Origin of the sequence: Streptomonospora nanhaiensis, from assembly GCF_026642255.1 — a bacterium.
Lineage (GTDB): Bacteria > Actinomycetota > Actinomycetes > Streptosporangiales > Streptosporangiaceae > Nocardiopsis > Nocardiopsis tropica.
Map to the genome: position 1 here is coordinate 1765526 of NZ_CP113264.1, position 24273 is coordinate 1789798.

Annotated in this window: 19 protein-coding genes and 5 tRNA genes; 7 read left to right on the top strand and 17 right to left on the bottom strand. The window is 72.7% G+C overall.

The genetic code is table 11. The features are described from left to right. Positions 1-81: 81 nt before the first annotated feature. The 6 genes from OUQ99_RS07790 to OUQ99_RS07815 form a co-directional block, all read right to left on the bottom strand. Positions 82-606, bottom strand: a complete 525-nt coding sequence (locus OUQ99_RS07790) for a nuclear transport factor 2 family protein (RefSeq protein WP_267948753.1) — start codon at positions 604-606, stop codon at positions 82-84. Further along, the gene (locus tag OUQ99_RS07795) at positions 603-1346 is read right to left on the bottom strand and encodes an SDR family oxidoreductase (protein ID WP_267948754.1); all 744 of its coding nucleotides are present in this window, start codon (positions 1344-1346) and stop codon (positions 603-605) included. Before OUQ99_RS07795 ends, OUQ99_RS07790 begins: the two co-directional genes overlap by 4 nt. A 352-nt stretch (positions 1347-1698) precedes the next feature. Then, complete coding sequence (locus OUQ99_RS07800) at positions 1699-2151, bottom strand: thioesterase family protein (RefSeq protein ID WP_267948755.1); 453 nt, start codon at positions 2149-2151, stop codon at positions 1699-1701. Next, on the bottom strand, positions 2148-3137 hold the full coding sequence (locus tag OUQ99_RS07805) for a 3-hydroxyacyl-CoA dehydrogenase NAD-binding domain-containing protein (protein WP_267948756.1): 990 nt from the start codon (positions 3135-3137) through the stop codon (positions 2148-2150). The genes OUQ99_RS07800 and OUQ99_RS07805 overlap by 4 nt, the downstream gene beginning before the upstream one ends. A gap of 52 nt (positions 3138-3189) precedes the next feature. Continuing rightward, positions 3190-4089 carry a 3-keto-5-aminohexanoate cleavage protein gene (locus tag OUQ99_RS07810; RefSeq protein WP_267948757.1) on the bottom strand — a complete coding sequence of 300 codons (900 nt, stop codon included), beginning with the start codon at positions 4087-4089 and terminating at the stop codon, positions 3190-3192. A gap of 115 nt (positions 4090-4204) precedes the next feature. Beyond that, a complete protein-coding gene (locus OUQ99_RS07815) occupies positions 4205-5089 on the bottom strand; it encodes a TetR/AcrR family transcriptional regulator (RefSeq protein ID WP_267948758.1) in 885 nt (294 codons plus the stop codon). A 235-nt stretch (positions 5090-5324) separates the two neighbouring features. Here OUQ99_RS07815 and OUQ99_RS07820 point away from each other — a divergent pair, with 235 nt between their 5' ends. Continuing rightward, a complete protein-coding gene (locus OUQ99_RS07820; RefSeq protein ID WP_267948759.1) occupies positions 5325-6902 on the top strand; it encodes a BCCT family transporter in 1578 nt (525 codons plus the stop codon). A 288-nt stretch (positions 6903-7190) separates the two neighbouring features. Here OUQ99_RS07820 and OUQ99_RS07825 read toward each other — a convergent pair. The 5 genes from OUQ99_RS07825 to OUQ99_RS07845 form a co-directional block, all read right to left on the bottom strand. Further along, positions 7191-7264, bottom strand: a tRNA-Val gene (locus OUQ99_RS07825). Between the two features lie 30 nt (positions 7265-7294). Further along, positions 7295-7366 (bottom strand) — tRNA-Cys (locus OUQ99_RS07830). Positions 7367-7414: 48 nt separating this feature from the next. Then, positions 7415-7487, bottom strand: a tRNA-Gly gene (locus tag OUQ99_RS07835). A 73-nt stretch (positions 7488-7560) separates the two neighbouring features. After that, positions 7561-7633, bottom strand: a tRNA-Gly gene (locus tag OUQ99_RS07840). 172 nt (positions 7634-7805) lie between these two features. Next, complete coding sequence (locus tag OUQ99_RS07845) at positions 7806-8237, bottom strand: roadblock/LC7 domain-containing protein (protein ID WP_267948760.1); 432 nt, start codon at positions 8235-8237, stop codon at positions 7806-7808. Positions 8238-8618: 381 nt separating this feature from the next. Between OUQ99_RS07845 and OUQ99_RS07850 the strand changes: the two genes are divergently transcribed. Beyond that, positions 8619-9461, top strand: coding sequence for an aminotransferase class IV (locus tag OUQ99_RS07850; protein WP_267948761.1), 843 nt, complete (start codon positions 8619-8621; stop codon positions 9459-9461). Positions 9462-9596: 135 nt separating this feature from the next. Here OUQ99_RS07850 and OUQ99_RS07855 read toward each other — a convergent pair whose 3' ends face one another. Then, a complete protein-coding gene (locus tag OUQ99_RS07855; protein ID WP_267948762.1) occupies positions 9597-10019 on the bottom strand; it encodes an SsgA family sporulation/cell division regulator in 423 nt (140 codons plus the stop codon). 475 nt (positions 10020-10494) lie between these two features. On the opposite strand from OUQ99_RS07855, the gene OUQ99_RS07860 reads away from it, so the two are divergent. Continuing rightward, positions 10495-10568, top strand: a tRNA-Val gene (locus OUQ99_RS07860). A 107-nt stretch (positions 10569-10675) separates the two neighbouring features. Here OUQ99_RS07860 and OUQ99_RS07865 read toward each other — a convergent pair. Further along, complete coding sequence (locus OUQ99_RS07865) at positions 10676-10984, bottom strand: PGPGW domain-containing protein (RefSeq protein ID WP_267948763.1); 309 nt, start codon at positions 10982-10984, stop codon at positions 10676-10678. Between the two features lie 580 nt (positions 10985-11564). Between OUQ99_RS07865 and thrS the strand changes: the two genes are divergently transcribed. Further along, positions 11565-13538: a threonine--tRNA ligase gene (gene thrS, locus OUQ99_RS07870; RefSeq protein ID WP_267948764.1), complete on the top strand. Its 1974-nt coding sequence runs from the start codon at positions 11565-11567 to the stop codon at positions 13536-13538. Between the two features lie 117 nt (positions 13539-13655). On the opposite strand, the gene OUQ99_RS07875 is transcribed toward thrS, so the two are convergent. Both OUQ99_RS07875 and OUQ99_RS07880 read right to left on the bottom strand, forming a co-directional pair. After that, positions 13656-13817 (bottom strand): hypothetical protein, encoded by a 162-nt coding sequence (locus tag OUQ99_RS07875; protein WP_267948765.1) that lies wholly within the window; start codon positions 13815-13817, stop codon positions 13656-13658. A 103-nt stretch (positions 13818-13920) separates the two neighbouring features. After that, positions 13921-14562, bottom strand: a complete 642-nt coding sequence (locus OUQ99_RS07880) for a hypothetical protein (RefSeq protein ID WP_267948766.1) — start codon at positions 14560-14562, stop codon at positions 13921-13923. A gap of 806 nt (positions 14563-15368) precedes the next feature. On the opposite strand from OUQ99_RS07880, the gene OUQ99_RS07885 reads away from it, so the two are divergent. Continuing rightward, positions 15369-20855: a carboxyl transferase domain-containing protein gene (locus OUQ99_RS07885; RefSeq protein ID WP_267948767.1), complete on the top strand. Its 5487-nt coding sequence runs from the start codon at positions 15369-15371 to the stop codon at positions 20853-20855. Positions 20856-20918: 63 nt separating this feature from the next. On the opposite strand, the gene fxlM is transcribed toward OUQ99_RS07885, so the two are convergent. Next, complete coding sequence (gene fxlM, locus OUQ99_RS07890) at positions 20919-22184, bottom strand: methyltransferase, FxLD system (protein ID WP_267948768.1); 1266 nt, start codon at positions 22182-22184, stop codon at positions 20919-20921. Positions 22185-22291: 107 nt separating this feature from the next. After that, a complete protein-coding gene (locus OUQ99_RS07895; RefSeq protein WP_267948769.1) occupies positions 22292-23071 on the bottom strand; it encodes an AfsR/SARP family transcriptional regulator in 780 nt (259 codons plus the stop codon). A gap of 360 nt (positions 23072-23431) precedes the next feature. Here OUQ99_RS07895 and OUQ99_RS07900 point away from each other — a divergent pair, with 360 nt between their 5' ends. Together OUQ99_RS07900 and OUQ99_RS07905 are read left to right on the top strand one after the other, a co-directional pair. Next, a complete protein-coding gene (locus OUQ99_RS07900; RefSeq protein ID WP_267948770.1) occupies positions 23432-23635 on the top strand; it encodes a hypothetical protein in 204 nt (67 codons plus the stop codon). 83 nt (positions 23636-23718) lie between these two features. After that, entirely contained in the window at positions 23719-24273 is a 555-nt protein-coding gene (locus OUQ99_RS07905) for a hypothetical protein (protein ID WP_267948771.1), read from the top strand.

Below are 24273 nucleotides of genomic sequence, written 5' to 3' on the forward strand. Positions count from 1 at the left end.
CCCCGCGCCGGGGGCACCGCCCCGCCCCGCCCCGGCCCGGGGCGGGGCCGGGGCGGCCCGGCCCCGGCCCCGAGGGCGCGTTCAGGACAGTCCGCCCACCGGGTCCTCCCCGGCCCGCCACCACACCCCGAGCCGCTGCCGCGCCACCAGCCACCCCGCGTCCGTCCGCACGAAGTCCCAGTCGTAGGGCCCGCCCATCTGGAACGGCCCGCCCGGGTCCGGCTCTTCGCCGACCGCCACGAACCACATGTAGCCGATCCCCGTCGCCCGGTCGCCCGCCACCTCGAACGCCGTGTTCAGCAGGTGGTGCTGCATGTGCGCGTACGGCTCCTCCGCGTCCCGCACCGTGCGCAGGATCTCCTCCCGGCCGCGCACCGCCTCCCACGGTCCGAACTCCAGGACCGCGTCCTCCGCCCAGCAGGCGATCCAGGCGTCCCAGTCCCGCGCGTCGAGGGCGCGCCAGCCCCGCACCAGCAGCTCGCGCAGGGACTCCTCGACCGCGAGGTCCTCCAGGGCGCGCAGGCGGTCCTCCAGGAGGCCGAGTCTCCGCACCAGCCCGGACACGTCCGCGGGACCGGGCCGCCCGTCGTCCCGCGCCGGGCTCACTGCGCGCTCCCGACCGGGCGCAGCACGATCTCGTTGACGTCGACGCCGGGCGCGGCGGACACCGCGTAGGCGATGGCGTCCGCGACCGCCGCCGCGGGCAGGGCCACCGCGCGGTAGGTCCGCATCGCCTCCCGGGCCTCGGGGTCGGTGATGCCGTCGGCCAGCTCGGACTCGGTCACACCGGGCGAGACGAGCGTGACCCGCACCGCCCCACCGGACTCCTGGCGCAGCCCCTCCGTCAGGGCCCGCACGGCGAACTTGCTCGCGCAGTAGACGGCCGCGGTCGGGGACACCTCGTACGCGCCCACGGACGCCACGTTCACCACGTGCCCGGAGCCCTGCGCCCGCATCACCGGCAGCGCGGCGCCGATGCCGTGCAGCACGCCCCGCACGTTCACGTCGACCATCCGCTCCCACTCGTCGGTGAGGCCGGCCGACAGCGGGGAGAGCGGCATCACCCCGGCATTGTTGACGAGGACGTCGACCCGGCCGAAGGCGTCCCGCGCCGCGGCGACGAAGGCGTCCACCGAGCCCGCGTCGGTCACGTCGAGGCGCCGGCACGCGGCGGTCGCGCCGCCCTCCGCCAGCTCGTCCACCAGGCGGGTGAGGCGGTCGGTGCGCCGGGCGCCCAGGAAGACGCGGTGGCCGTCGGCCGCGAGGCGCCGCGCGGTAGCCTCGCCGATACCGCTGCTCGCGCCGGTGATCAGAACACTCTTGGGGACAGGCGTGGCGTCGTTCATACGGGTGTGCCCTCTCTCGGGGGTCGGTCGGATACGGGCGCCGACCCGGCCTCGCGGCCGGGGCGGCGCCGTCGTGATCCACCGTCCACCGTTCGGGCGGGCCCGGCCAGGACGTGCTCCGCCCGGACCGGGCGGTCCTGGGTGCGGCACACCCCGGCACGGGCCGTCCTCCCGCGCTCGCGGGCAGCGTTCCCCGCCCCGACCCGTTCCGGCCGGTACGTTCGGGCGCAGCCCGCCCCAGGGGGCCCGCCGACGGCCCGGGCCCCGGCCGGGAGGCGCCGGACCGCCCCGCGACGCCCCTGCCGACGGCCGCTCCCGCGGGAGCGGCCGTCGGCCGCGGGCCGGGGGAGCGCTACCCGCCGACGGCGCGGCCCGCGTAGTCGGGGGCCGGCTCGGCGAGGGCCGCGAGGCCCGCCGCGACGTCCTCGGGGAAGGGCACCGCCCGGCCCCGGCCCCGGTCGACGTGGAGCGCCATGAGCTCCTCGGTCGCCGCCAGCTCGCCGCCGACCCGCATCTCGTGGCAGAGCCGCGCCTTCTTGGCGGCGGGGCCGCCCGGGCCCGGGCCCACCACCCGGGTGCGGATCTCGACCTCGGCGTCGGCGGCGACCTCCTGCAGGTACCGCACGTGCGCCTCGACCGTGTACAGCGAACAGCCGGTCCGCTCCCGGTAGGCGGCGTCCAGGCCGACCCGGTCCATCAGCGCGTCCGTCGCGAACCCGAAGAGCAGGACGTAGTAGGCCTCGCTGAGGTGGCCGTTGTAGTCGATCCACTCGGGACGGAGCCGCCGGACGAGGGCCGCGCTCACGCCTGACCCCCCGCCCGCTCGGCGGCCTCCTCGCGTTCGACCTCCTCGAGTGCCCGGGCCACCGCGATCAGGCGGCGGTCGCGCTGGGCGATCAGCTCGGCGGTGGAGCGCCCGGCCACGACCTCGTCGGTGCCCGCCACCATGCGGTCCCGCAGCTCGGCGGTGAGCTCGGGCGCCTCCAGACGGGTCCACGGGGACTTCAGGGACGGGCCGAAGTGGTCGAGCATGTGCGCCATGCCTCCCTCTCCCCCGGCGAGGTGGAAGGTCAGGCAGGGGCCGAAGAAGGCCCAGCGCAGCCCGGGGCCGCTGGTCATCGCCAGGTCGATCTGCTCCACGGTCGCCTCTTCCTCGGCGACCATGTGCAGGGCCTCGCGCCAGGCCGCCTCCTGGATCCGGTTGCCGATGAACCCCGGGAGCTCCTGCTCCATGGTGATCACCGACTTGCCCGCGGCGCGGTAGAAGTCCGAGGCCCAGTCGACGGCCCACCGCTCGCTCCGTGCACCGCCGACGACCTCGACCAGGGGGACGAGGTAGGGCGGGTTGAACGGGTGGCCGACCACGAGCCGTCCCGGCGTCCGCGCCCCCACCTGCATCTCGCTCATGCTGTAGCCGGAGGTGGACGAGGCGATGACCACGCCCTCGGGGGTGGCGGCGTCGATCTCGGCCAGCAGGCCGATCTTCAGGTCGAGGCGCTCCGGCGCGCTCTCCTGGACGAAGTCCGCCTCGGAGACGGCGTCGGCCAGCGTGTCGGCGACCCGCAGGTTCGCCGTGGAGGCCCCCTCCGCCAGGCCCAGGCTCTCCAGGGCGGGCCAGGCCGAGGCGACCAGCCCGCGCAGCCTGCTCCCGGCGTCCGGGGCGGGGTCCCAGGCGACCACCCGGTAGCCGCGGCCCAGGAAGTGGGCGACCCAGCCGCCCCCGATGACACCCGCTCCGACGCAGGCGACCGTGCGCACGGCCCCGGGGGCGGTTCTCGCGTTCTCCGTCATCGTGCTCCTCATGTGGTGGCGTTGTGCGGTGGCGTTCGTCGTCGGCCGCGGGTCAGGCCGCGCCGCGGAGTCCGAGCATGGCGCGGGTCTCGTCCGGTGTGGCCACCCGGGCGCCGAGCTGCTCGATGATGCCGACGGCCTTCTCGGTGAGCTGGCCGTTGGTGGCCTTCACCCCGCGGCTGAGGTAGAGGTTGTCCTCCAGGCCCACCCGGGCGTGCCCGCCGAGCAGCACCGACTGCGCCACCCACGGCATCTGCTTGCGGCCGATGGAGAAGCTCGCCCACTGCGCGCCCTCCGGGAGCATGTTCACCATCGACAGGAGGACGCCCGGGTCCGACGGCGCGCCGTAGGGGATGCCGGTGCACAGCTGGAACATCGTCGGGTCGTCGATCAGGCCCTCCGCGTGCATGGTCCTGGCGAACCACAGCTGGCCGGTGTCGAAGATCTCCAGCTCCGGACGGACCCCGAGCTCCTGGATGCGCCTGGCGCCCGCGCGCAGCATGTCCGGGGTGGAGATGTAGACATGACTGCCGTCGCCGAAGTTCAGGCTGCCGCAGTCCAGGGTGCAGATGTCGGGCAGCAGCTCCTCCACGTGCGGCAGGCGGTCCAGCCCGTTGACGAGGTCGGTGCCCTCCTCGAACCGGAGGGGGTCCTCCTGGCCGATCACCAGGTCGCCGCCCATCCCCGCGGTGAGGTTGATGACGATGTCGGTGCCGGTCTGGCGGATGCGGTCGACGACCTCCCGGTAGAGGGCGCCGTCCCGCGAGGGGGCGCCCGTCTCGGGGTCGCGGACGTGGATGTGCACCGCGCTGGCGCCGGCCCCGGCGGCCTCGACCGCGGCGGCGGCGATCTGCGCGGGCGTCACGGGGACGTGCTCGCTCCGGCCGACGGTGTCCCCCGCGCCGGTGAGGGCGCAGGTCAGGATGGGCTTGTGGTTCATGGTGTCGCTCACGGCGGTGCTCCGTCTCTCTGAGTGCGGTTTCTCGGGCTCGGACCGGGCGGGCCGTCGGGCGCCGGAAGGGGCGCGGTCGGGCCGTGCGGTCCGCAGGGGCGGGGCACCGGAGGGCTCAGTGCCCCAGGACGTCGCGGTCGATGACCGACCGCAGGGTGTCGCGCATGTGGTCGACGGATCGCCCGGGCATCCCGGTCATGACCTGGATCCCCAGGCCGTCGATGAGGGCGGTGAGGCGCCGGGTCATCTCCTCGACGTCGAAATCACCGAAGACCCCGCTCTCCTTCCCCTCCCGGAGGGTGCGGGCGATGGTCTCGTGCCAGCGCCGGTAGGAGGCGGCGTGCAGCTCCCGCATCTCGGGGTTCAGCGCCGCGGCCGTCCAGACCTGGAGCCAGATCGACCACTCCAGCCGCAGCCGGTCCGAACCGGGGAGCTGGAGCTCGATGAGCCGGAGAAGGCGCTCGTACGGGTCGCCGACGGTGTGCAGCCCCGCGACCTGGCGGTCGAACGCCTGCTTCACCGAGTGGCGCAGCGCCTCCACGAGGAGGTGTTCCAGGGTGGGGAAGTGGTAGTGGACGGTGGCGCTGGAGGTCCCGCAGGCCCGGGCCACCTGGGCGACGCGGACCGAGTGGTACCCGTGCTCGGCGATGAGGGTCCAGGCGGCCTCGATGATCTGGAGCTTGCGGTTGTGCTCCCGGGCGGCCCCCGGGTGGTCGGCCAGGCTCGCGGGCGGCGGCCTCACCGCCGACGAGTCGCGCGGCGCCGCGGAGACGGTCTCGGCGTCGTCCCGGCCGTTGAGCAGCCAGTTGACCGTCACCCCTGTCTCGTCGGCGATGCCCGCCAGCTCCAGGGCGGTGAAACGCCGGGTGCCGGTCAGGGACTTGGAGAGTTTGGTGGGGTCGATGCCGAGTCTGGCCGCGAACTGCCGCTGGGAGAGGCCGGATCGGCGGATCGCCTCACGGGCCCTGCCGCGCACGTCGTCGGCCACGTTGTCGCTCACGGGGGAGAACGTAACAGCGATGTAGCGATTTTCGCAACGCGTGCATGGTTGCCACTTCGTTGTAGAAGCTTCGGCTTGACAGCGACGAACCCATGAAGTTCTTACCGCCATGCGCTTTCCGCGATCCGACGGCGGTAGGAGGGCGAGGTGGAGTGCAACGATGCGATAACCGACTGGTTGATTAGTCAAACGCAACACAGTAGTAACTGGATGGTCCGCGCCCTCGACCACGGAGGTGACCCGAGTCATCCGATGGAACATCGACAACAAAGTCTTCTGGCCCGCGCTGATCATGGTGATCGGCTTCAGCGCGCCGTTCGTGATCGCGCCGAGGACGGGTGAACGCCTGCTCGGCGCCGTCCTGTCCCGGCTCCAGTCCGACCTGGGCTGGGCCTACATGTGGTTCGTCGCCGGGCTCGCGGTACTGCTCGTCTGGCTGGTCCTCAGCAGGTACGGCCGCATCAGGATGGGCGACCCCGACGACCGCCCCGAGTTCTCCACCCCCACCTGGCTCGCGATGATCTTCACCGCCGCGATCGGCGGCGGCCTCATGTACTGGGGAATCATCGAGTGGGCGCACTACCACGGGGCTCCCCCGTACCAGCTCGAACCGCACAGCACCGAGGCCGCCGAGTGGTCGGCGACCTACCCCCTCTTCCACTGGGGCCCCACCGCCTGGGCGGTCTTCTGCGTCCCCACCCTCGCCCTCGCCTACGCCTACCACGTACGCAGGGTCCGCCGCCTGCGCCTGAGCGAGGCGTGCCGCGGCGTGCTCGGCGACCGCGTCGACGGCTGGCCGGGGCGGGTGATCGACGTCTTCTTCATCCTCGGGATGATCGGCGCGGCGGGGACCTCGCTGGCCCTGGCCGTGCCCACCGTCGCGGAGGGCGCCTCCCGCATGCTGGGGGTCGAGCCGGGCGCCACGCTCAACACCGTCGTCATCGGCCTGTGGACCCTGCTGTTCGCCGGGAGCGTCGCCCTGGGCCTGCACCGCGGTCTGAAGCGCCTCGCCAACCTCAACCTCTACCTGGCCGCCGCTCTGGGCGCCCTGGTCCTGGCGGTGGGCCCGACGGTCTTCGTCATCGACACCTTCACCAACAGCGTCGGCCTGCTCGCCCAGAACATCGTGCGGATGAGCACCTACACCGACCCCGTCGGCGGATCGGGCTTCGAGGAGGTCTGGACCGTCTTCTACTGGGGCTGGTGGATCTCCTACGGGCCCTTCGTCGGCATGTTCTGCGCCAAGATCTCCAAGGGCCGCACCGTCAGGCAGATCATCGTCGGCATGTGCGGCTTCGGAAGCCTGGGCTGCTGGCTGTCGTTCGCGCTGCTCGGCAACTCCAGCATGGCTTTCGAGCTGCGGGGGGAGGCCCCTGTCGTCGAAACGCTGGAGACCGAGGGCGCGGTGTCCGCCATCTTCGCCACTCTGGAGGCGTTCCCGCTCAGCTGGGCCGTCACCCCGCTGTTCCTGCTGCTGTTGCTGGTCTTCCTGGCCACGACCCTGGACTCGGCGTCCTACACCATGGGAGCGGCCACCTCCCGCGACCTGCCGAACGAGGTCGAGCCCTCGCGGCCCAACCGCGTGCTCTGGGCCCTCGTCCTCGCGGCGGTGTCGGTCTCGGTGATGTCCGCGGGCGGAACCGACGCGTTGCAGACCCTGTCGGTCGTGACCGCCTTCCCGCTGATCGTCGTCCTGAGCCTGGTCGCCGCCTCCCTCGTGCGCTGGCTCCGGGAGCACGACCGCGACCGCTCCGGGGCCTCGGGCCCCGCCCGGGACGGCGGGCCGGTGCCCGGGGACCGCACCGGCGCCTGAGCGCCGGCGCGCACCGCTCCCGCCCCGGCACGCGGTACCGGCGGGCCCCCGCCGTCCGCGCCCCCGTGCCGGGGACGGCACGCGACCCCCGCGTCCCCGGCAGGGCCTGTCCCGGTCGGGCCTCCCGCGCGTGGTCCCCGCCTCTCGAGGGGAGGGGGACCGCGTCGTCGGCTCCGGCGCCCTCCGGGCGGACCGGCCCCGGAGACGGCCTCCCGGAAAGCTCCCGGGAGTACGGGCCCCGGAAACGCCGAAGGCCAGAGCCGAAGCTCTGGCCTTGGATGATGCCGGTGGGCGATACAGGACTCGAACCTGTGACCTCTACCGTGTCGAGGTAGCGCTCTAACCAACTGAGCTAATCGCCCTCATCGGGGGATGAGGTACTGCGCACTGCGAGGCGGAGACGGGAATCGAACCCGTGTGCAGGGATTTGCAGTCCCTTGCCTCAACCACTCGGCCACTCCGCCAGGAAACGACATGGGGAACGTCGAGTGACACCCATGCGGGCCTCTCCGAGCGGACGACGGGATTCGAACCCGCGACCCTCACCTTGGCAAGGTGATGCTCTACCAGCTGAGCCACGTCCGCATGTGTGCCGGGCTGACGACCCGGCACCGGTACCGCTCCACCATCCGAAAATGGTGGAGCCGAACCGTTCGCGAGCGGACGACGGGATTCGAACCCGCGACCCTCACCTTGGCAAGGTGATGCTCTACCAGCTGAGCCACGTCCGCGCGGCGAGTGGTGGCGACCCCCGAGGTCTCCCTCGTGCGTCCCCCTCGCTGCGTTAAGAACTCTAGCGGATTCCCGGCCAAGCGCGAAATCGGATTCGGCGGGGCGCACGCGGGAACGCGCCCGCGCCCTGCCGTGGCAGGCCCTGCGGACGACCTGCCGCGGCGGCAGGAGTCAGTTCTCCACGTGTGCGGGCGTGGAGGGCATGTCGGGGCGGGGAGGCGCGGACAGGTACTGGCCGACCCGTTCGATGACCTTGTTCATCTCGTAGGCGATCAGGCCCACGTCGCTGTCGGAGTCGGACATCAGCGCCATGCACGCGCCCTCGCCCGCCGCGGCGACGAAGAGGAAGGCGCGGTCCATCTCGATGATGCTCTGGCGGATGTCGCCGGCGGAGAACTGCTTGCTCGCACCGCCCGCGAGGCTGTGCAGCCCCGAGGCGATGGCCGACAGGTGCTCGGCGGCGGGGCGGTCCAGGCCGCTGGAGGTGGCCATGAGGAGTCCGTCGGTGGACAGGACGATGGCGTGCTGTGTTCCGGAGGCGCGCGTGAGGAGGTCGTCCAGCAGCCAGCTGAGTTCTCCGCGGGCGGTGCTCGGTGGGGTCATGTCTCTCTTTGCTCTGTCGGTTGTCGGGGCGTGACGGGACACGCGCACCGGGGGTGCGGCAGGATCGGCCGGGAGGGAGAGTTCTGATCAGCTGCGACCGGTCCCGCATAAGCGTTGCCCAGATGATAGTCATTCGTAACTTATCTGTCCGGCCGACACGGTGGGTACCGGGTGGGCCGCGCTCCGAACCGAGGCGTGTGACCAGTCGCGATGGGCGGGTTCGGGCGGGTCCGTGACCGGACCGGAGGCCGGTGCCGGTCACTTCCCTTGCCAACCCGGAGGGGCGGCGGGTAGGGAGGTCCCGGGGCTCGGGGGCCTCCGAGGTGGGAGTATCGGGAAGACACCGGCCCGACCTGGGCACTTGAGAACTTGGGGGTTGGAATGAGGGTGTGGATCGCGGGTGCCGGGTACGGCCGCGGCGCCGTCGTCGACGAGAGCGAGGCGCGCATCCCCGCGCTCGACCACGGGATCACCGTGGGGGACGGGGTGTTCGAGACGGTCCGGTCCCGGAACGGCCGCCCGTTCGCGCTCACCCGCCACCTGCGGAGGCTGGCCCGCTCCGCCGCCGGCCTGGGGATGGCCGAGCCGGACCTGGAGCTGATCGCCGACGGCGTCGGCCTGGCCGTGGCCGCCAACCCCGAGCTGACCGACGCCCGTGTGCGCATCACCGTGACCGACGGAGCGGGGCCGCTGGGCTCGGACCGCTCGCCGGGCGAGCAGACCGTCATCGTGGCGCTGGGCCCCTTCCCGGGGATCCCGCCGCACACGGACGTGGCGCTGGCCCCCTGGCCGCGCAACGAGTTCGGCGCCCTGGCGGGCCTCAAGACCACCTCCTACGCGGACAACGTGCGGGCCCTGGCCCACGCCAAGGAGAGGGGCGCGAGCGAGGCGGTCTTCCGCAACGTGAGCGGGAACCTCTGCGAGGGCACCGGCAGCAACGTCTTCGTGGTGCTCGACGGGGTCCTGGTCACCCCGCCCCTGTCGGCGGGGCCGCTGGCGGGCATCACCCGGGAGCTGGTCCTGGAGTGGTTCGGCGGGGAGGAGGCCGACGTGCCCATGGGGCGCCTGCCGGACGTCTCCGAGGCGTTCCTGACCTCCACCGGGCGCGACGTCCAGCCGATCCTGCACATCGACGGCAGGCAGGTCTCTCCCGGGGTCGGCCCGGTGACGGCCAAGGCCATGGCGGTGTTCGCGGAGCGCTCCGCCGCCGACCTCGACCCGTGACGGGCGGCGGGCCGGACCGGGGGCGGTGCGGCGGGCCCTGCGCCCCCTGAGGCGGGGCTCCGGCACGACGGAGGGGCGGCGCTCCGTGCGCCGCCCCTCCGTCGTGTCAGGGGTCCCTGGGTCCCGTACGGGGCCTCAGGAGTGGAGGTGCTGCTGGATCTCCTCGTCGAGGTCCACGAACTGGGCCTCCTGGCCCGCGGGCACGATCTCGTAGGTCCTGTGCAGGAACTCCGCCAGCGGGGAGACCTGGGTGTCGAACTCCGCCTGGCCGAAGGGCGAGGAGAGCGCGATGCTCACGCTGCGCTCGCCGCTCTCGTCCTTGGAGGGCCACACGCGCACGTCGCCCTCGCCCACGGGGCGCACGATGCCGACGGTGAGGAGTTCGCGCGCGAAGATCCACTCGACGGGGTTGTCCTCGCCGGTGTGGAACGCGACCCGGATCGCGTAGGGGTCGTCCGAGCTGTAGTCCAGCCGCGCGACCAGCGGAACCGAGGTGCGTTCGGGAACCACGAGCCGCAGGCCCAGCTCGGCGGTGGCAGTGGTGTCGCTACTGTTCATGTTCGCCAAACCTTTTCTCGTCCGGCCCTGCTCGTTGCGGCGCGGGTCGGTTGCCGTCTCACCCGCTCCAACGCGGCTTCCCGCGGAACATGACGTGAGTACGGAGACTTTCTTGGTCGGATGGGACCGGAGGTCTCGCTGCCCGCCCAGCGGGCCCAGCTCGCCGCAACGCGGCTCCACGATCCTTCGTCACTGTAATGACCAGGAGAAACCAAAGATTTCCCCATGTCGGGTGGTCCGCGTCACGCGGAGGTAATGTCGCGGCGGTACTCGACGGGGCCACGGGGGCGGGAACTCCTTCTCAGGGCGGGAATCACCACCGACAGAAGACACTCCCACGAACCCGCCGGTAGTAACGTGTGACCTCTGTCACAGGTTGGTGGGTCCGCCGGGCGGGCCGTGTGCGTCGAGCACCCCCGAACATGCGCTAAAGTTTTTCTTGTCCGGCCGAGAGGGCGGGCAGCGCAGCAGTTCAGGGCGATTAGCTCAGTTGGCTAGAGCGCGTCGTTCACACCGACGAGGTCACTGGTTCGAGTCCAGTATCGCCCACAGCAGGGGAGGGCCGGATCCGCTTCACGCGGATCCGGCCCTCCCTCTTTTCGTCGTGTCCGTATCACGGGCGGGGCAAGGGCCCGCGCCCGGCGGCGGACCCGCGCCTATTCGTGCGGCGGGGTGCAGGGCAGCGCGCGCCGCCGCCTCCGGTCCCGCCGCTCCCGATAGCGGCGGAAGGCCTCGTCCCTGAGGCGCATCCCCAGCTGCTCGGCGCGCAGGAACCACACGCGCGCGGGGCGCACGAGCCTCTGGGCCCACCGGAACTCGGTGCTGAAGATGACCAGCCCCAGGATGACCGACGCCAGCCCCGGGCCGGGGATCACCATCATCAGGAGCCCGGCGAGGACCACCAGCGTGCCGACCGTGCCGACGAGGATGCGCCAGGGCAGGTGCAGCGCCGGGTGGGTGTGCATACGTCTGCGGAAGAGGCGGAGCCTGGCCCGCAGCCGTCGCCACCGCCTCGCGTGGGCACGGCGGGAGGGGGATGTCTCCGGGGCCGGTGGGCCGGTCGGTGGGCTCGGTGACATGCGCTCACAGTATTCGGTCGCAGAGACTGGGTGTATTCGGGTCCGCGGGGGCCGGTGGTCGGATGTCTGCTGATTCTCACCGATCTCGAACCCCGGATCAATGGTCTTTGGTATGGCTGTGGACAGCTTCCTGAAAGGTGACGTTCTTTGACAGAACGTCTTCCCGGGGGGAGAGGATTCCCTTATGTCACCGTTCCCCCGGGATGTGGCGGCACCGGGCGGCCTGGGCGGACACGGCCGAATTCCCCGACCGAATCACCGGGGGCGGAGCCGCTCCGGGGTGCGCTTCCGGGGCCGCGCGGCGGCCCGGGAAGAGGGCGCGCGGGCCCCGGGCGCACGCCGTCGGACCTGTGGACGGCCGGGGCGGAGCCACCCCGGAGCCGATAGCATCGGGGGGAAAACGCCTGGCCGCCCCACGGGGCGGTCGGTACGCGTTAGACCGCGATCCACGTCCTTAGGAGTCACCGTGTCCGCCGCGCCTGAGCTGCACATCACCCTCGCCGGAACCCCGCGTGCGGTGGCGGCCACCACTACGGCGGGGCAGGCACTGGAGGCCGACGGCAGGACCGTCGTCGCGGCGCTCGTCAACGGCGAGCCGCGCGACCTGGACCGGGAGCTGCACGAGGGCGACGTCGTCGAGCCGATCGCGATCGACTCCGACGAGGGCCGGGCGATCCTGCGCCACTCCACCGCGCACATCCTCGCGCAGGCGGTCCAGGAGCTCTTCCCGGAGGCCCGGCTGGGCATCGGCCCGCCCGTCGAGAACGGCTTCTACTACGACTTCGACGTCGCCGAGCCGTTCACCCCCGCCGATCTCAAGGGCATCGAGAAGAAGATGCAGCAGATCATCAAGCAGGGGCAGCGCTTCGACCGCCGCGTCGTCACCGAGGAGGGCGCGCGGGCCGAGCTGGCCACCGAGCCCTACAAGCTGGAGCTGATCGGCCTCAAGGGCGGCGCCACGGAGGCCGCCGAGGGCGCCGGGGTCGAGGTGGGGGCCGGCGAGCTCACCATCTACGACAACGTCCACCCGCGCACCGGCGAGCAGTGCTGGAAGGACCTGTGCCGCGGGCCGCACCTGCCCACCACCAGGGCCGTCCCCGCGTTCAAGCTCATGCGCACCGCCGCCGCCTACTGGCGCGGCAAGGAGACCAACCCGCAGCTCCAGCGCGTCTACGGCACCGCCTGGGAGACCAAGGAAGCCCTCAAGGACTACCTGACCTTCCTGGAGGAGGCCGAGAAGCGGGACCACCGCAAGCTCGGCGCGGAGCTGGACCTGTTCTCCATCCCGGACGAGATCGGCTCCGGCCTCGCCGTCTTCCACCCCCGGGGCGGCATCATCCGCCGGGTGATGGAGGACTACTCGCGCAAGCGGCACGAGGAGAGCGGCTACGAGTTCGTCTACTCCCCGCACGCCACCAAGAGCACCCTGTTCGAGAAGTCGGGGCACCTGGACTGGTACGCGGACGGCATGTACCCCCCCATGAAGCTCGACGGCGGCCAGGACTACTACCTGAAGCCGATGAACTGCCCGATGCACAACCTGATCTTCGACGCGCGCGGGCGCTCCTACCGGGAGCTGCCGCTGCGCCTGTTCGAGTTCGGCACCGTGTACCGGTACGAGAAGTCGGGCGTGGTGCACGGCCTGACCCGGGCCCGGGGCTTCACCCAGGACGACGCCCACATCTACTGCACCGAGGAGCAGATGGCGGACGAGCTCGACTCGCTGCTGACCTTCGTGCTGGAGCTGCTGCGCGACTACGGCCTGGACGACTTCTACCTGGAGCTGTCCACCAAGGACCCGGAGAAGTACATCGGGGACGACGCGGTCTGGGACACGGCCACCGCCACCCTGCGCGAGGCCGCCGAGAAGCAGGGGCTCGAACTGGTCATGGACCCGGGGGGCGCCGCCTTCTACGGCCCCAAGATCTCGGTCCAGGCCAAGGACGCCATCGGCCGCACCTGGCAGATGTCCACGATCCAGCTGGACTTCAACCTGCCCGAGCGCTTCGACCTGGAGTACACCGCCCCGGACGGCTCCCGCCGGCGGCCGGTGATGATCCACCGCGCCCTGTTCGGCTCCATCGAGCGCTTCTTCGCCGTCCTGCTGGAGCACTACGCGGGCGCCTTCCCCGCCTGGCTGGCCCCGGTGCAGGCGGTGGGCATCCCCATCGCGGACGAGCACGTGCCCTACCTCCAGGAGGTCGCGGCCAAGCTGCGCGCCGAGGGCATCCGCGTCGAGGTGGACGCCGGGGACGACCGCATGCAGAAGAAGATCCGCAACGCCCAGAAGCAGAAGGTGCCCTTCATGCTGCTGGCCGGAGACGAGGACATCAGCAAGGGCGCGGTGTCCTTCCGCTTCCGGGACGGCTCGCAGAACAACGGCGTGCCGGTCGACGAGGCCGTGGCCGAGATCGTCGCCGCCGTCCGCGAGCGCCGGTAGGGCGCCGCCGCGCCGCCGGGGAGAGGTCCCGGACGGCGCCGGACGCGCACGGCAGAGCGCCCACCCGGTCCTCCGGGTGGGCGCTTCCCCGTTCCGTCCGTCGCCGCGGCGACGGGGTCAGCGCTGCTCTCGCGGCGCCGTGGACTCGTCGTCGTCGCGGAAGAGGTCCGCGCGGGAGATGCGCGCGGTCGCGTTGGGGTCCGGGGCGTTCTGCTCCTCCTCGTCGTCGCGGAAGAGGTCCGCGCGCGAGATGCGGTGCGTCGAGTTGGGGTCGCTCATGAGGGTTGCTACTCCTAATTGCTTCGGGGCACAGCGGATCTTATCCGTCTCCTGCGGGGGAGTCCGCCTGCTCAGGTTCGGGTGCAGGGAGCCGTGACCCCGGTCAGGGGCCCGCGGGGTGCCGCTTCCACGCCTCCGCGGGGATGCGCTCCACCATGTCGATCAGGTAGTCGGCGGCGGTGAGGGACCGGTCGGGGTCCAGGCGCATGGCGGCCCAGGTGAGGACGTAGTCGCCGCTGAAGCGTACCGGCAGCGACCGCGACCGCGGATCCGAGAGCAGCCACGCGGTCATGGCGCGGTCGAGGACGGCCCGGGCGAACCCGGTGTCGCCGACGGCGTGGAAGGCCCTGTCGAAGGCGTCGTCGGACGGCGTGAGGCGGTCCCTGCGGCGGATCTCCAGCTCGGCGTTGGGGCCGGGGGTGCGGACCGCGACGATCCGGTAGGCCTGGCGGCCCCCGGCCGCGCCGTGCCTCGGCTTGTGGGTGTGCTCGAAGATGACGACCGGGTGCCGGCCGCGGCGCCCGGAGAGGACGTGCTGGACGCGCGGGTGGGGGCCGTTGGTGGAACGCGGCAGGACCGCTTCGCCCAGCGGGGCCGGCTGGTGCTCGGCGTAGGTCCACCCGTGCTCGCGGGCCCAGACGCGGAGCTCCGCGACGCGTTCCTTGCGAAAGTGCGCGGCGACCGCGATCGCGCCGGCCGACACCACGACGACGACCAGAGCGATCACAGGCAGGGCGCCTTCCATCCGGTGTCTCCTCCGGCTGGGGAACGTGGGGCGGCCGAGGACCCGAGGGGCCCGCTGCGGCGGGCCGGGCCTTCCGGGCCCGGAAAGCAAGGGACCCGCTCTGGCCGTACGGGTCCATTCTGTGCTCATTGCTGTTACTTGTCACCCCTTGGCGTTGTTCCCCGGTGAACCGCGGAGTTCACGTACCCGTGGAGCTGTCCCCATACCCTCCCGAAACATGCGGAGCACCGCCGAAAGTACATGCGAGCCTCCGGCCGCGACCTGCGCGAAAGCCCGCGGCCGCCGCGTCCGCGGACATTCCCGGGACCCGGCCGACGCGCTTTCTCCGAATTCGACAGAACTGCCGGTGATTCAATAGGCACTCAGGGTGAGAATTGTCCGGAACCGGTCACGGGGCCCGTCCGTGAAGCGCGGCCCGAAACGCCGTTCCCCGGGGAGCGGCACGGTCCGCCGGGCGCCGCGGCGTCCGGAGGGTCCGGGGCCGTGCCGGTCCCCGCGGCGGGTCCCCGGCGGTCGCGCCGCGGGGCGCCGGAGCCGCCGTCCCGGCCCGCGCGCCCCCGCGCGACACTCCCGCCGTGCCGTCGCGGACACGCGCCCGTTTTGTGGCACACCTCGCATGGAGCCGGGGCCGTGCAGGGGGACCACGGGCACTTTTTGTGGGGTTCCCACAACACAGCAGATCCGCCATGGGCGATTCGGGACATTGCTGTACCCGGTGGCGATCGAGCAAGGTATAGATAGGTGGAGGCGACGCTCCGGGCTTTGGAGGTCGCCTTCTGTGCGTGGGTACTTGGGAGGCTCAACCGGTGTTCAGTCGTGTCGCCATCGTCAACCGTGGAGAGGCCGCGATGCGCCTCATCCACGCAGTTCGGGATCTTTCCGCGGAGATCGGGACGCGGATCGAGACGGTCGCCCTCTACACCGACGCCGACCGCAACGCGACCTTCGTCCGCGAGGCGGACATCGCCCACTCGCTGGGCCCGGCCTCGGCGCGCCCCTACCTCGACCACGCCGTCCTGGAGCGGGCCCTGGTCGAGACCGGGGCCGACGCCGCCTGGGTCGGCTGGGGCTTCGTCGCCGAGGACCCGGCCTTCGCGGAGCTGTGCGAGAAGATCGGCGTCACCTTCGTCGGGCCGAGCGCGGAGGCGATGCGCAGGCTCGGTGACAAGATCGGCGCCAAGCTCATCGCCGAGGAGGTCGGCGTCCCCGTCGCCCCCTGGAGCCGCGGCGAGGTCGCGACGCTGGAGGACGCCCTGCGCGCCGGCGACGAGATCGGCTACCCGCTGATGCTCAAGGCGACCGCGGGCGGCGGCGGGCGGGGCATCCGCATGGTCGCCTCGGGCGAGGACCTGGCCGAGGCCTACGAGCGCACCAGCCAGGAGGCGCTGCGCGCCTTCGGCTCCGGCGTCGTCTTCCTGGAGCGCCTGGTCACCGGGGCCCGGCACGTCGAGGTCCAGGTCATCGCCGACGGCCAGGGCACCGCGTGGGCGCTGGGCGTCCGCGACTGCTCGGTGCAGCGGCGCAACCAGAAGGTCATCGAGGAGTCCGCCTCCCCCGTCCTGGGCCCGGAGCAGACCGCGGAGCTCAAGGCCTCCGCCGAACGCCTCGCCGTGGCCGTCGGCTACCGGGGCGCCTGCACCGTGGAGTTCCTCTACCACCCGGGCGAGAAGCTGTTCGCGTTCCTGGAGGTCAACACCCGGCTCCAGGTCGAGCACCCGATCACCGAGATCACCACCGGCACCGACCTGGTCCGACTGCAGCTGCAGGTGGCGAGCGGGGAGCGGCTGGACGGCGTCCAGCCCGCAGAGACCGGACACGCCGTCGAGGCCCGCCTCAACGCCGAGGACCCCGACCGCGACTTCGCCCCCGCCCCCGGCCGCATCGCCCGCCTGATCCTGCCCGCCGGGCCCGGCATCCGCGTCGACACCGGTGTCAGCGAGGGCGACACCATCCCGGCCGACTTCGACTCGATGATCGCGAAGATCATCGCCTACGGCCGCGACCGCGAGCAGGCGCTGGCCCGTCTGCGCCGCGCGATGGCCGAGACCACCGTCATCATCGACGGCGGCGCGACCAACAAGGGCTTCGTCGTCGACCTGCTCGATCAGCCCGAGGTGATCGACGCCAGCGCCGACACCGGCTGGATCGACAGGGTGCGCGCCGAGGGCCGCCTGACCAGCCACCGGCACGCCGCCGTCGCCCTGGCGGCCGCCGCGATCGAGGCCTACCAGGACGAGGAGGACGTCAGCCGCCGGCGGCTGCTGTCCAGCGCCCACGGCGGTCGTCCGCAGGTGCAGCACGAGAGCGGCCGCCCGCTGGACCTCAAGCTCCGCGGGGTGGGCTACCGCGTCGCCGTCGCCCGCGTCGGCCAGAGGCGCTTCCGCGTCGGGGTCTCCGGCGGCGGCGACGTGCACCCGGCGGACGTCGAGGTCGAGCGCTTCGACGAGCACAGCGGCCGCATCGTCGTCAACGGCCGCCGCTTCCGGCTGGTGACGGCCACCCACGGGCCGATCCACCTGGTGGAGGTCGACGGGGTCACCCACCGGATCAGCCGCGACGAGGGCGGCGTCGTGCGCTCGCCCGCGCCCGCGCTGGTCGTGTCGACGCCCTTGGCCGTCGGTGACGAGGTCGAGCAAGGCGCGCCCATCCTGGTGCTGGAGAGCATGAAGATGGAGACGGTGCTGCGCGCACCGTTCCGCGCCCGGGTGCGCGAGTGCCCGGTGGCGGTGGGCAGCCAGGTCGAGTCCGGCGCCCCGCTGATGCGCCTGGAGCCCCTCGCGGACGAGGGCGTGGAGGACGGCGCCGCGGCCACCGCCGAGACCGCCGAGATCGAGCTCCCCGCGGAGCCCGAGGCGGTGTCCGCGGCCGAGCGGGTCGAGCGCGGACTCCAGGACCTGCGCAGCCTGCTGCTCGGCTTCGACGTGGACCCCCACGACCGCCGGCGCGTGCTGTCGGACTACCTGGCCGCGCGGGCCGAGCTGGGCGGGCGGCCGGTCGAGGGCGAGCTGGACCTGATCACGGTGTTCGCCGACCTGTCCGAGCTGAGCCGCAACAAGCCGGCCGGTGACACCGAGACCGAGCCGCGCAGCCCCGTGCACAGCCCGCGCGAGTTCTTCCACAGCTACCTCCAGAGCCTGGACGTCGAGCGGGCCGGGCTCCCCGAGAGCTTCCGGACCAAGCTCCGCACGGTCCTCGCCCACTACGGCATCACCGACCTCGACCGCACGCCCGAGCTGGAGGCCGCGGTCTTCCGGATCTGCCTGGCGCTCCACCGGATGCCGACCGACGTCGCGGTCGTGTCGGAGCTGCTGCGCCGGTGGCTGGCCGGGCCACTGCCCCTGGAGGCGCTGGGCGAGCGGGCCGGACGCGCCCTGGAACACCTCGTCGAGGCCACGCAGGTGCGCTTCCCCGCGGTGTCCGACCTCGCCCGCGGAGTGGTGTTCCGCTGGTTCGCCCAGCCGCTGCTGCGCCGCAACCGCGCCGAGGTCTACGCCTCCGTGCGCGACGGGCTGCGCTACCTGGACCGCAACCCGGACGCGCCGGACCGCGCGGAGCGGATCCAGACCATGGTGGCCAGCGCCGAACCGCTGGTCAGGCTGATCGGCCAGCGGATCGGGCGGCCCGGCCGCGACCACGCGCCGCTGCTGGAGGTCCTGACCCGCCGCTACTACGGCAACCGGGGGCTGTCCGACGTCGCGGTTCGGGAGGCCGCGGGCTGCCGGTTCGTCACCGCCGACCACACCGGCCACGACGGGGCGACGCGCCTGGTGACCACCGCGGTCGACATCGCCTCCCTGCCCGACGCCGTCGGGGCGGTCGGCGGCTTCGCCGCCGACGCCGCCGGGCGCGGCCTGGTGGCCGACCTCTACGTCACGTGGGACGGCCAGCCGGACGCCGACGAGATGGCGGTGCGGCTCGGACGGATCCTCGCCGAGCACCCGCTCCCCGAGGGCGTCCGCCGGATCACCACCACCGTCGCGGGCACCAGCGGCGCGGTGATGCACCACCACTTCACCTTCCGGCCCGGTGACGACGGCCTCACCGAGGACCGGCTGATCCGCGGGTTGCACCCGCAGATCGCCCGCCGCCTCCAGCTGCAGCGGCTGCGCGAGTTCGACCTCACGCGCCTGCCGTCGGCCGACGAGGAGATCTACCTCTTCAAGGCCGTGGCGCGCGGCAACCCGGCCGACGAGCGCCTCATCGCGATGGGGCAGGTCCGCGACCTGACGCCGCTGCGCGACGCCGACGGCCGCCTCGTCGCACTGCCCGTGGTGGAGGACACGATCGCGGGCTGCCTGGACGCGATCCGCAACATCCGGGCGCAGGGGCCGCAGAACCGGCGCTTCGACACCAACCGGATCATGATGTACGTCTGGCCGGCGACCGAGCTGACCCCCGAGGAGCTCGACACGCTGGTCCAGCGCATCCTGCCCACCACGGAGGGGGCCGGACTGGAGGAGGTCCAGTTCGTCGCCCGCCAGCGCACCGCCGAGGGCGAGCTGACCGAGGTCGCCGTGCGGATCACCCTCGACCCGGGCCACGGCGCGCGCATGCACGTCGACAAGCCCTCGACCGAACCGGTGCCGCCGCTGGACGACTACCGCCAGAAGGTGCTGCGCGCGGCCCGCCGCGGCACCACCTACCCGTACGAGCTGACCGGCCTGCTCGCCGGCCCGGAGGGCCGCTTCGTCGAGCACGACCTCGACGAGCACGGCGTTCTCGCGCCGGTGGACCGGCCCAGGGGAGGGAACACCGCGGCGATCGTCGCGGGCGTCGTCACGACGCCCACCGCGCGGCACCCCGAGGGCGTCACCCGCGTCGTGCTGCTCGGTGACCCCACCAAGGCGCTGGGCGCGCTGTCGGAGCCGGAGTGCAGGCGGGTCATCGCCGCGATCGACCTGGCCGAGCGGATGCGGGTCCCCCTGGAGTGGTTCGCGCTCTCCGCGGGCGCGCGCATCTCGATGTCCTCGGGAACCGAGAACATGGACTGGGTCGCGGCCGCCCTGAAGCGGATCGTCACCTACACCCAGGACGGCGGCGAGATCAACATCGTGGTCGCGGGCATCAACGTCGGCGCGCAGCCGTACTGGAACGCCGAGGCGACGATGCTCATGCACACCAAGGGCATCCTCGTGATGACGCCGGACTCGGCGATGGTGCTCACCGGCAAGCAGTCGCTGGACTTCTCCGGCGGCGTGTCGGCCGAGGACAACTTCGGCATCGGCGGCTACGACCGCGTGATGGGGCCGAACGGCCAGGCCCAGTACTGGGCGCCCAACCTGCCGGCCGCCCGGGACGTGCTGATGGCGCACTACGACCACACCTACGTGGTCCCGGGGGAGGGGGCGCCGCGCAAGGCGGACACGGTCGACCCGGTCGACCGCGACGTCTCGGACTTCCCGCACGAGATCGAGGGCAGCGACTTCACCACGGTCGGCCAGATCTTCTCCGTCGAGCACAACCCGGACCGCAAGAAGCCGTTCGACATCCGCACGGTGATGCGCGCCCTCTCCGACCAGGACCACCTGGCGCTGGAGCGGTGGGCGGGGATGGCCGACGCCGACACGTCGGCGGTCCAGGACGTGCACATCGGCGGCTGGCCGGTCTGCCTGATCGGTATCGAGTCGCGGTCGGTGGCACGGCGCGGCTTCCCGCCCACCGACGGGCCGGACACCTACACCGCGGGCACGCTGTTCCCGCGGTCGTCGAAGAAGACCGCGCGGGCGATCAACGCGGCCTCCGGCAACCGGCCGCTGGTCGTGCTGGCCAACCTGTCCGGGTTCGACGGTTCCCCGGAGTCGATGCGCAACCTCCAGCTGGAGTACGGCGCCGAGATCGGCCGGGCGATCGTGAACTTCGACGGGCCCATCGTGTTCTGCGTGATCTCCCGCTACCACGGCGGCGCGTTCGTGGTGTTCTCCAAGGCGCTCAACCCGAACATGACGGTGCTGGCGCTGGAGGGCTCCTACGCCTCCGTGCTCGGCGGCGCCCCCGCGGCGGCCGTGGTGTTCTCCGGCGAGGTGAACAAGCGGACGGCGAACGACCCGAGGGTGACGGAGCTGCACGCCCGGGTCTCGGCGGCCGACGCCGCCGAGCGGGCGGCGCTGAGCGCCCGTCTGGCCGAGGTGCAGTCCGCGGTCAGGGCGGAGAAGCTCGGTGAGGTCGCCGCGGAGTTCGACGCGGTGCACAGCATCCAGCGCGCCGTCGAGGTCGGCTCGGTGGACGCGATCATCGGCGCCGCCGAACTGCGGCCGAGGATCATCGAGGCCATCGAGCACGGCATGAAGCGCTGACGTGCCGAGGGACCGGCCGTGCGGGGGCACGGCCGGTCCCGGCGTTCCCGGGGCCGGGAGGGCTCAGGGCCAGGTGACGACCACCCGGGTGTGGCGCTTGTCGATGACGAACCCGTCCGGGAGCGCCCGGTCGGGGGTGCCGGCCGGGTGGACGGTGAGGACCGGGCCCGGACCGGACCGGTGGTCGCGGTCCCAGTCCCGCATCCGTCCCGCGAGCCGGGCCGCGAGGTCCCCGGCACGGCGCCCGTGCGCGTGGACGACGAACTCCGAGCTCCCTGACCCGGCGCCCGCGGACTCGGGCGCGCCCAGGTAGGCGAAGCCGCCGTCCTCAGCCAGGGCGGGAGTGCCCGTGGTCCAGGCGGGACGGACCAGGCCGCGGGCGACGGCCTGCGGCGTGGCGGTGAGCAGGCAGAAGCCCGGAAGGGCGGTGGCCAGCCACAGGTCCGGTCCGGCGAAGGGGTCGGCGGGGCCGGGTGCGACCCCCGAGCGCAGGTCCACCCGCGGGGAGGCCGCCGCGTCCGCCAGGGCCGCCGCGTCGGGAGCCGGACCGTCCTCGACGAGCAGGCCCACCTCGTCGCCGTGCAGCGGCACGCGGAGCACGGCGCTCTCGCCCGCCCCCTGCATCGGCACGAACCCGCACGGTTCATCGGACCGGCTCACGAGGTGGCCGCCGTCCGGTTCCAGGGCGAGGGAGCGGGTGAGGCCGCGCAGGCGGAGCGGTGCGACGATCCGGCCGCCCCGGGCCAGCTGTCCGGGCCACGCGGGCGGGATGTCCCAGGTCCCGACGGTGACGACGATCCGGTCGAAGGGCGCGCGGTCGGGGAGGCCGAACTCGCCGTCCGCGAGGACGACGTCCACCCGGCCGTGGCCCGCCCCGTCCAGAGCGGAGCGGGCCCGGGCGGTGACGCCGGGGTCGATGTCGACGGTGGTGACCGAGCCCGCGGGGCCGACCAGTTCGCTGAGCAGGGCGGCGTTGTAGCCGCCCGAGCCGAGCTCCAGGACGCGGTGGCCCGGTTCGACCCGGAGCTGGTCGAGCATCGTGGCGACCATGGCCGGCTGGGAGACCGAGCTCGTGGGGAGCCCCGCGGAGTCCGTCCTGGTGACGACGGGGATGTCGGCGTAGGCCCGCTCCAGGGACCGGCCGGGGAGGAAGAGGTGGCGGGGCACCGTCCGCAGGGCGGCCTCGACCCGGGGCGCCAGGGGGCGGCCGAGCAGCGCGCTCCGGGCCGCGATCTCGTCCACCAGGGCCTCGCGCAGGCGTTCGGGGGTGTTCGCGTCGTCGTCCACCGGGTCCTCCTCCGCGGCCGGGGCGAGGGGCTGGACTCCCATGATGGCACCTCCTCCGCGGCCGGCCCGGACCTCCAGGGCACGGGCGGCCGGGCACGGCGTCGGCCGGGGAGGCGCCGGGGGGCCGCCCCGCGGTGACGGGCCGGGCGTCAGATCACGGGCGCGTCGACCTGTGCCCGCGGGGCGGGGCGACGGGGCGCGGGCCGCGGGGGGAGGCCGGCGGGGGAGGACAGCGCCGGGTCGCGGGCGAGGATCTGGCCGTGCAGCCGTTCCAGCTCGGGGCTCGGGTCCACCCCCAGCTCCTCCACCAGGCGGGCGCGCATGGTCCGGTACGCGGCGAGGGCCTCGGCGCAGCGGCCGTCGCGGTACAGGGCCGTCATCTGGAGGCCCCAGAGGCGTTCGTGCAGCGGGTGGGAGCCGATCACCGGGTACAGCCGCGCGAGGACCTCGGTGTGCCGCCCCTGGGAGAGGTGGATGTCCATGAGGGTCTCGAAGCAGGTGAGCCGCTGTTCGTCCAGGTGCGTGTGGGTGAGGGCCAGGTCGCCGTCGAGCGGCGTGTCCTGGAGGGTGGCGCCGCGCCACAGGCCGAGCGCCTCCTCCAGGGTCCGCGCGGCCTCGGCCGGCCGCCCCTCCTCGAGCGTGCGCAGCCCCCGCCGCAGCATGGCGGCGAAGACGGCGGAGTCCAGCTCGTGCTCCCCGACCCGGATGCGGTAGCCCTCCCCGCTGGTCTCGATGCGGTCGATCCGCTGCCGCAGCTGCGAGACGTAGGTCTTGAGGTTGCCCCGGGCGGAACGGGGCGGATCCTCGCCCCAGACGTTGTTGATCAACTGCACGCAGGGGACCGCCGTATTCGCGCGCACGAGGAGGGCGGCGAGGAGTTGCCGGTGCTTTTTGCGGTTGATCGGTATGGAATTACCGGAATCGTCCATGACTTCGAGCGGACCGAGCAATCTGAAGTCCATGAGTATCTCTGATCGTCGTCGTTCCGGCGCGCCGCCATGAAACAGGACTGTCGGCCGGAGTGCCGATTCTTCTCACGTTCTGACCCGCCCGGTGGTGCGCAAACAGGCCATGTCCGATGGTGTGCGAAGAGTAACACGGGGTCACGATCGGCGGTCGTGAATGGCCGGTCCCGGCCGTCCGGGCCTCGAATCCTACGGCATTCGGACTGTCCGTAAAAGAGCTCCGCGGGCCGGGTGGAGAAATGAATCCGGAGTGAACCCCCGGTGTACCCGCCGGTGGTTGTCTGTCGATTGCCATCCAGGCGCACACCGAGAAAGGAACCGAACATGGTCAGCATGATCGCGTCGCTGGGCGATCGAATACTCCGGTCGGTCGTTCCGCAGGTCAGGGTCGAGGCGGCCGCCTGCGGTCCGTGGAGGGACTCGCACTGCAACCGCTGCGGCTTCTTCTGGACCAACAAGGTCCAGTACCAGAAGCGCACGTGCGGCAGCGAGACCCAGGTGCGCGAGCTGGACTGCGGCACCTGCTAGTCGGGCCGCCCCGTCCGGGGCGCCGACCCGGTGGCGGGGCCCCGCTCCGCCACCCCGTCCGGTGCGCAACGAGGAGGTACGTCGTGGTCTTCGTGGTCGTCGCAGTGGCCCTGGTCGGCGCACTGGGGATCCTGAACCTGTTGTTGGCGATCGGGGTGGTGCGCAGGCTGCGGGAGCACACCGCACTGCTGGAGGGGCGTCCGGGGGCGGCCGACGACGACCTCCCCGCGTCGGCGGCCCCCGTCGGGACCCGGGTCGGCGCGTTCCGGGCACGCTCCACCCTGGGCTCCGAACTCGTCTTCGAGGAGACGGCCGTCCCCCTCCTGGTGGCCGTCCTGTCCCCCGACTGCTCCCCGTGCCGTGAACGCCTGCCCCTCGTCCTCGACCACGCCGCCCGGTATCCGGGCGAGCGGGTCCTCGCCGTGGTGATCGAGGAGGGCGGGCTCGAGGCCGGGATGGTCGCCCTGCTGGAGCCGGCCGTGCCGGTGGTGGTCGAACCCTGGGACGGTGGGCTGCCCCGCCTCCTCGACGTCCGGGGGACCCCCTGCTTCGTGACGGTGGTCGGGGGCGTGGTGGCGGCCACCAGCGTCTTCGCGCCCCGGCCCGGCGGCGTGGCCCTCGGCCCGGCGGCCGGGTGA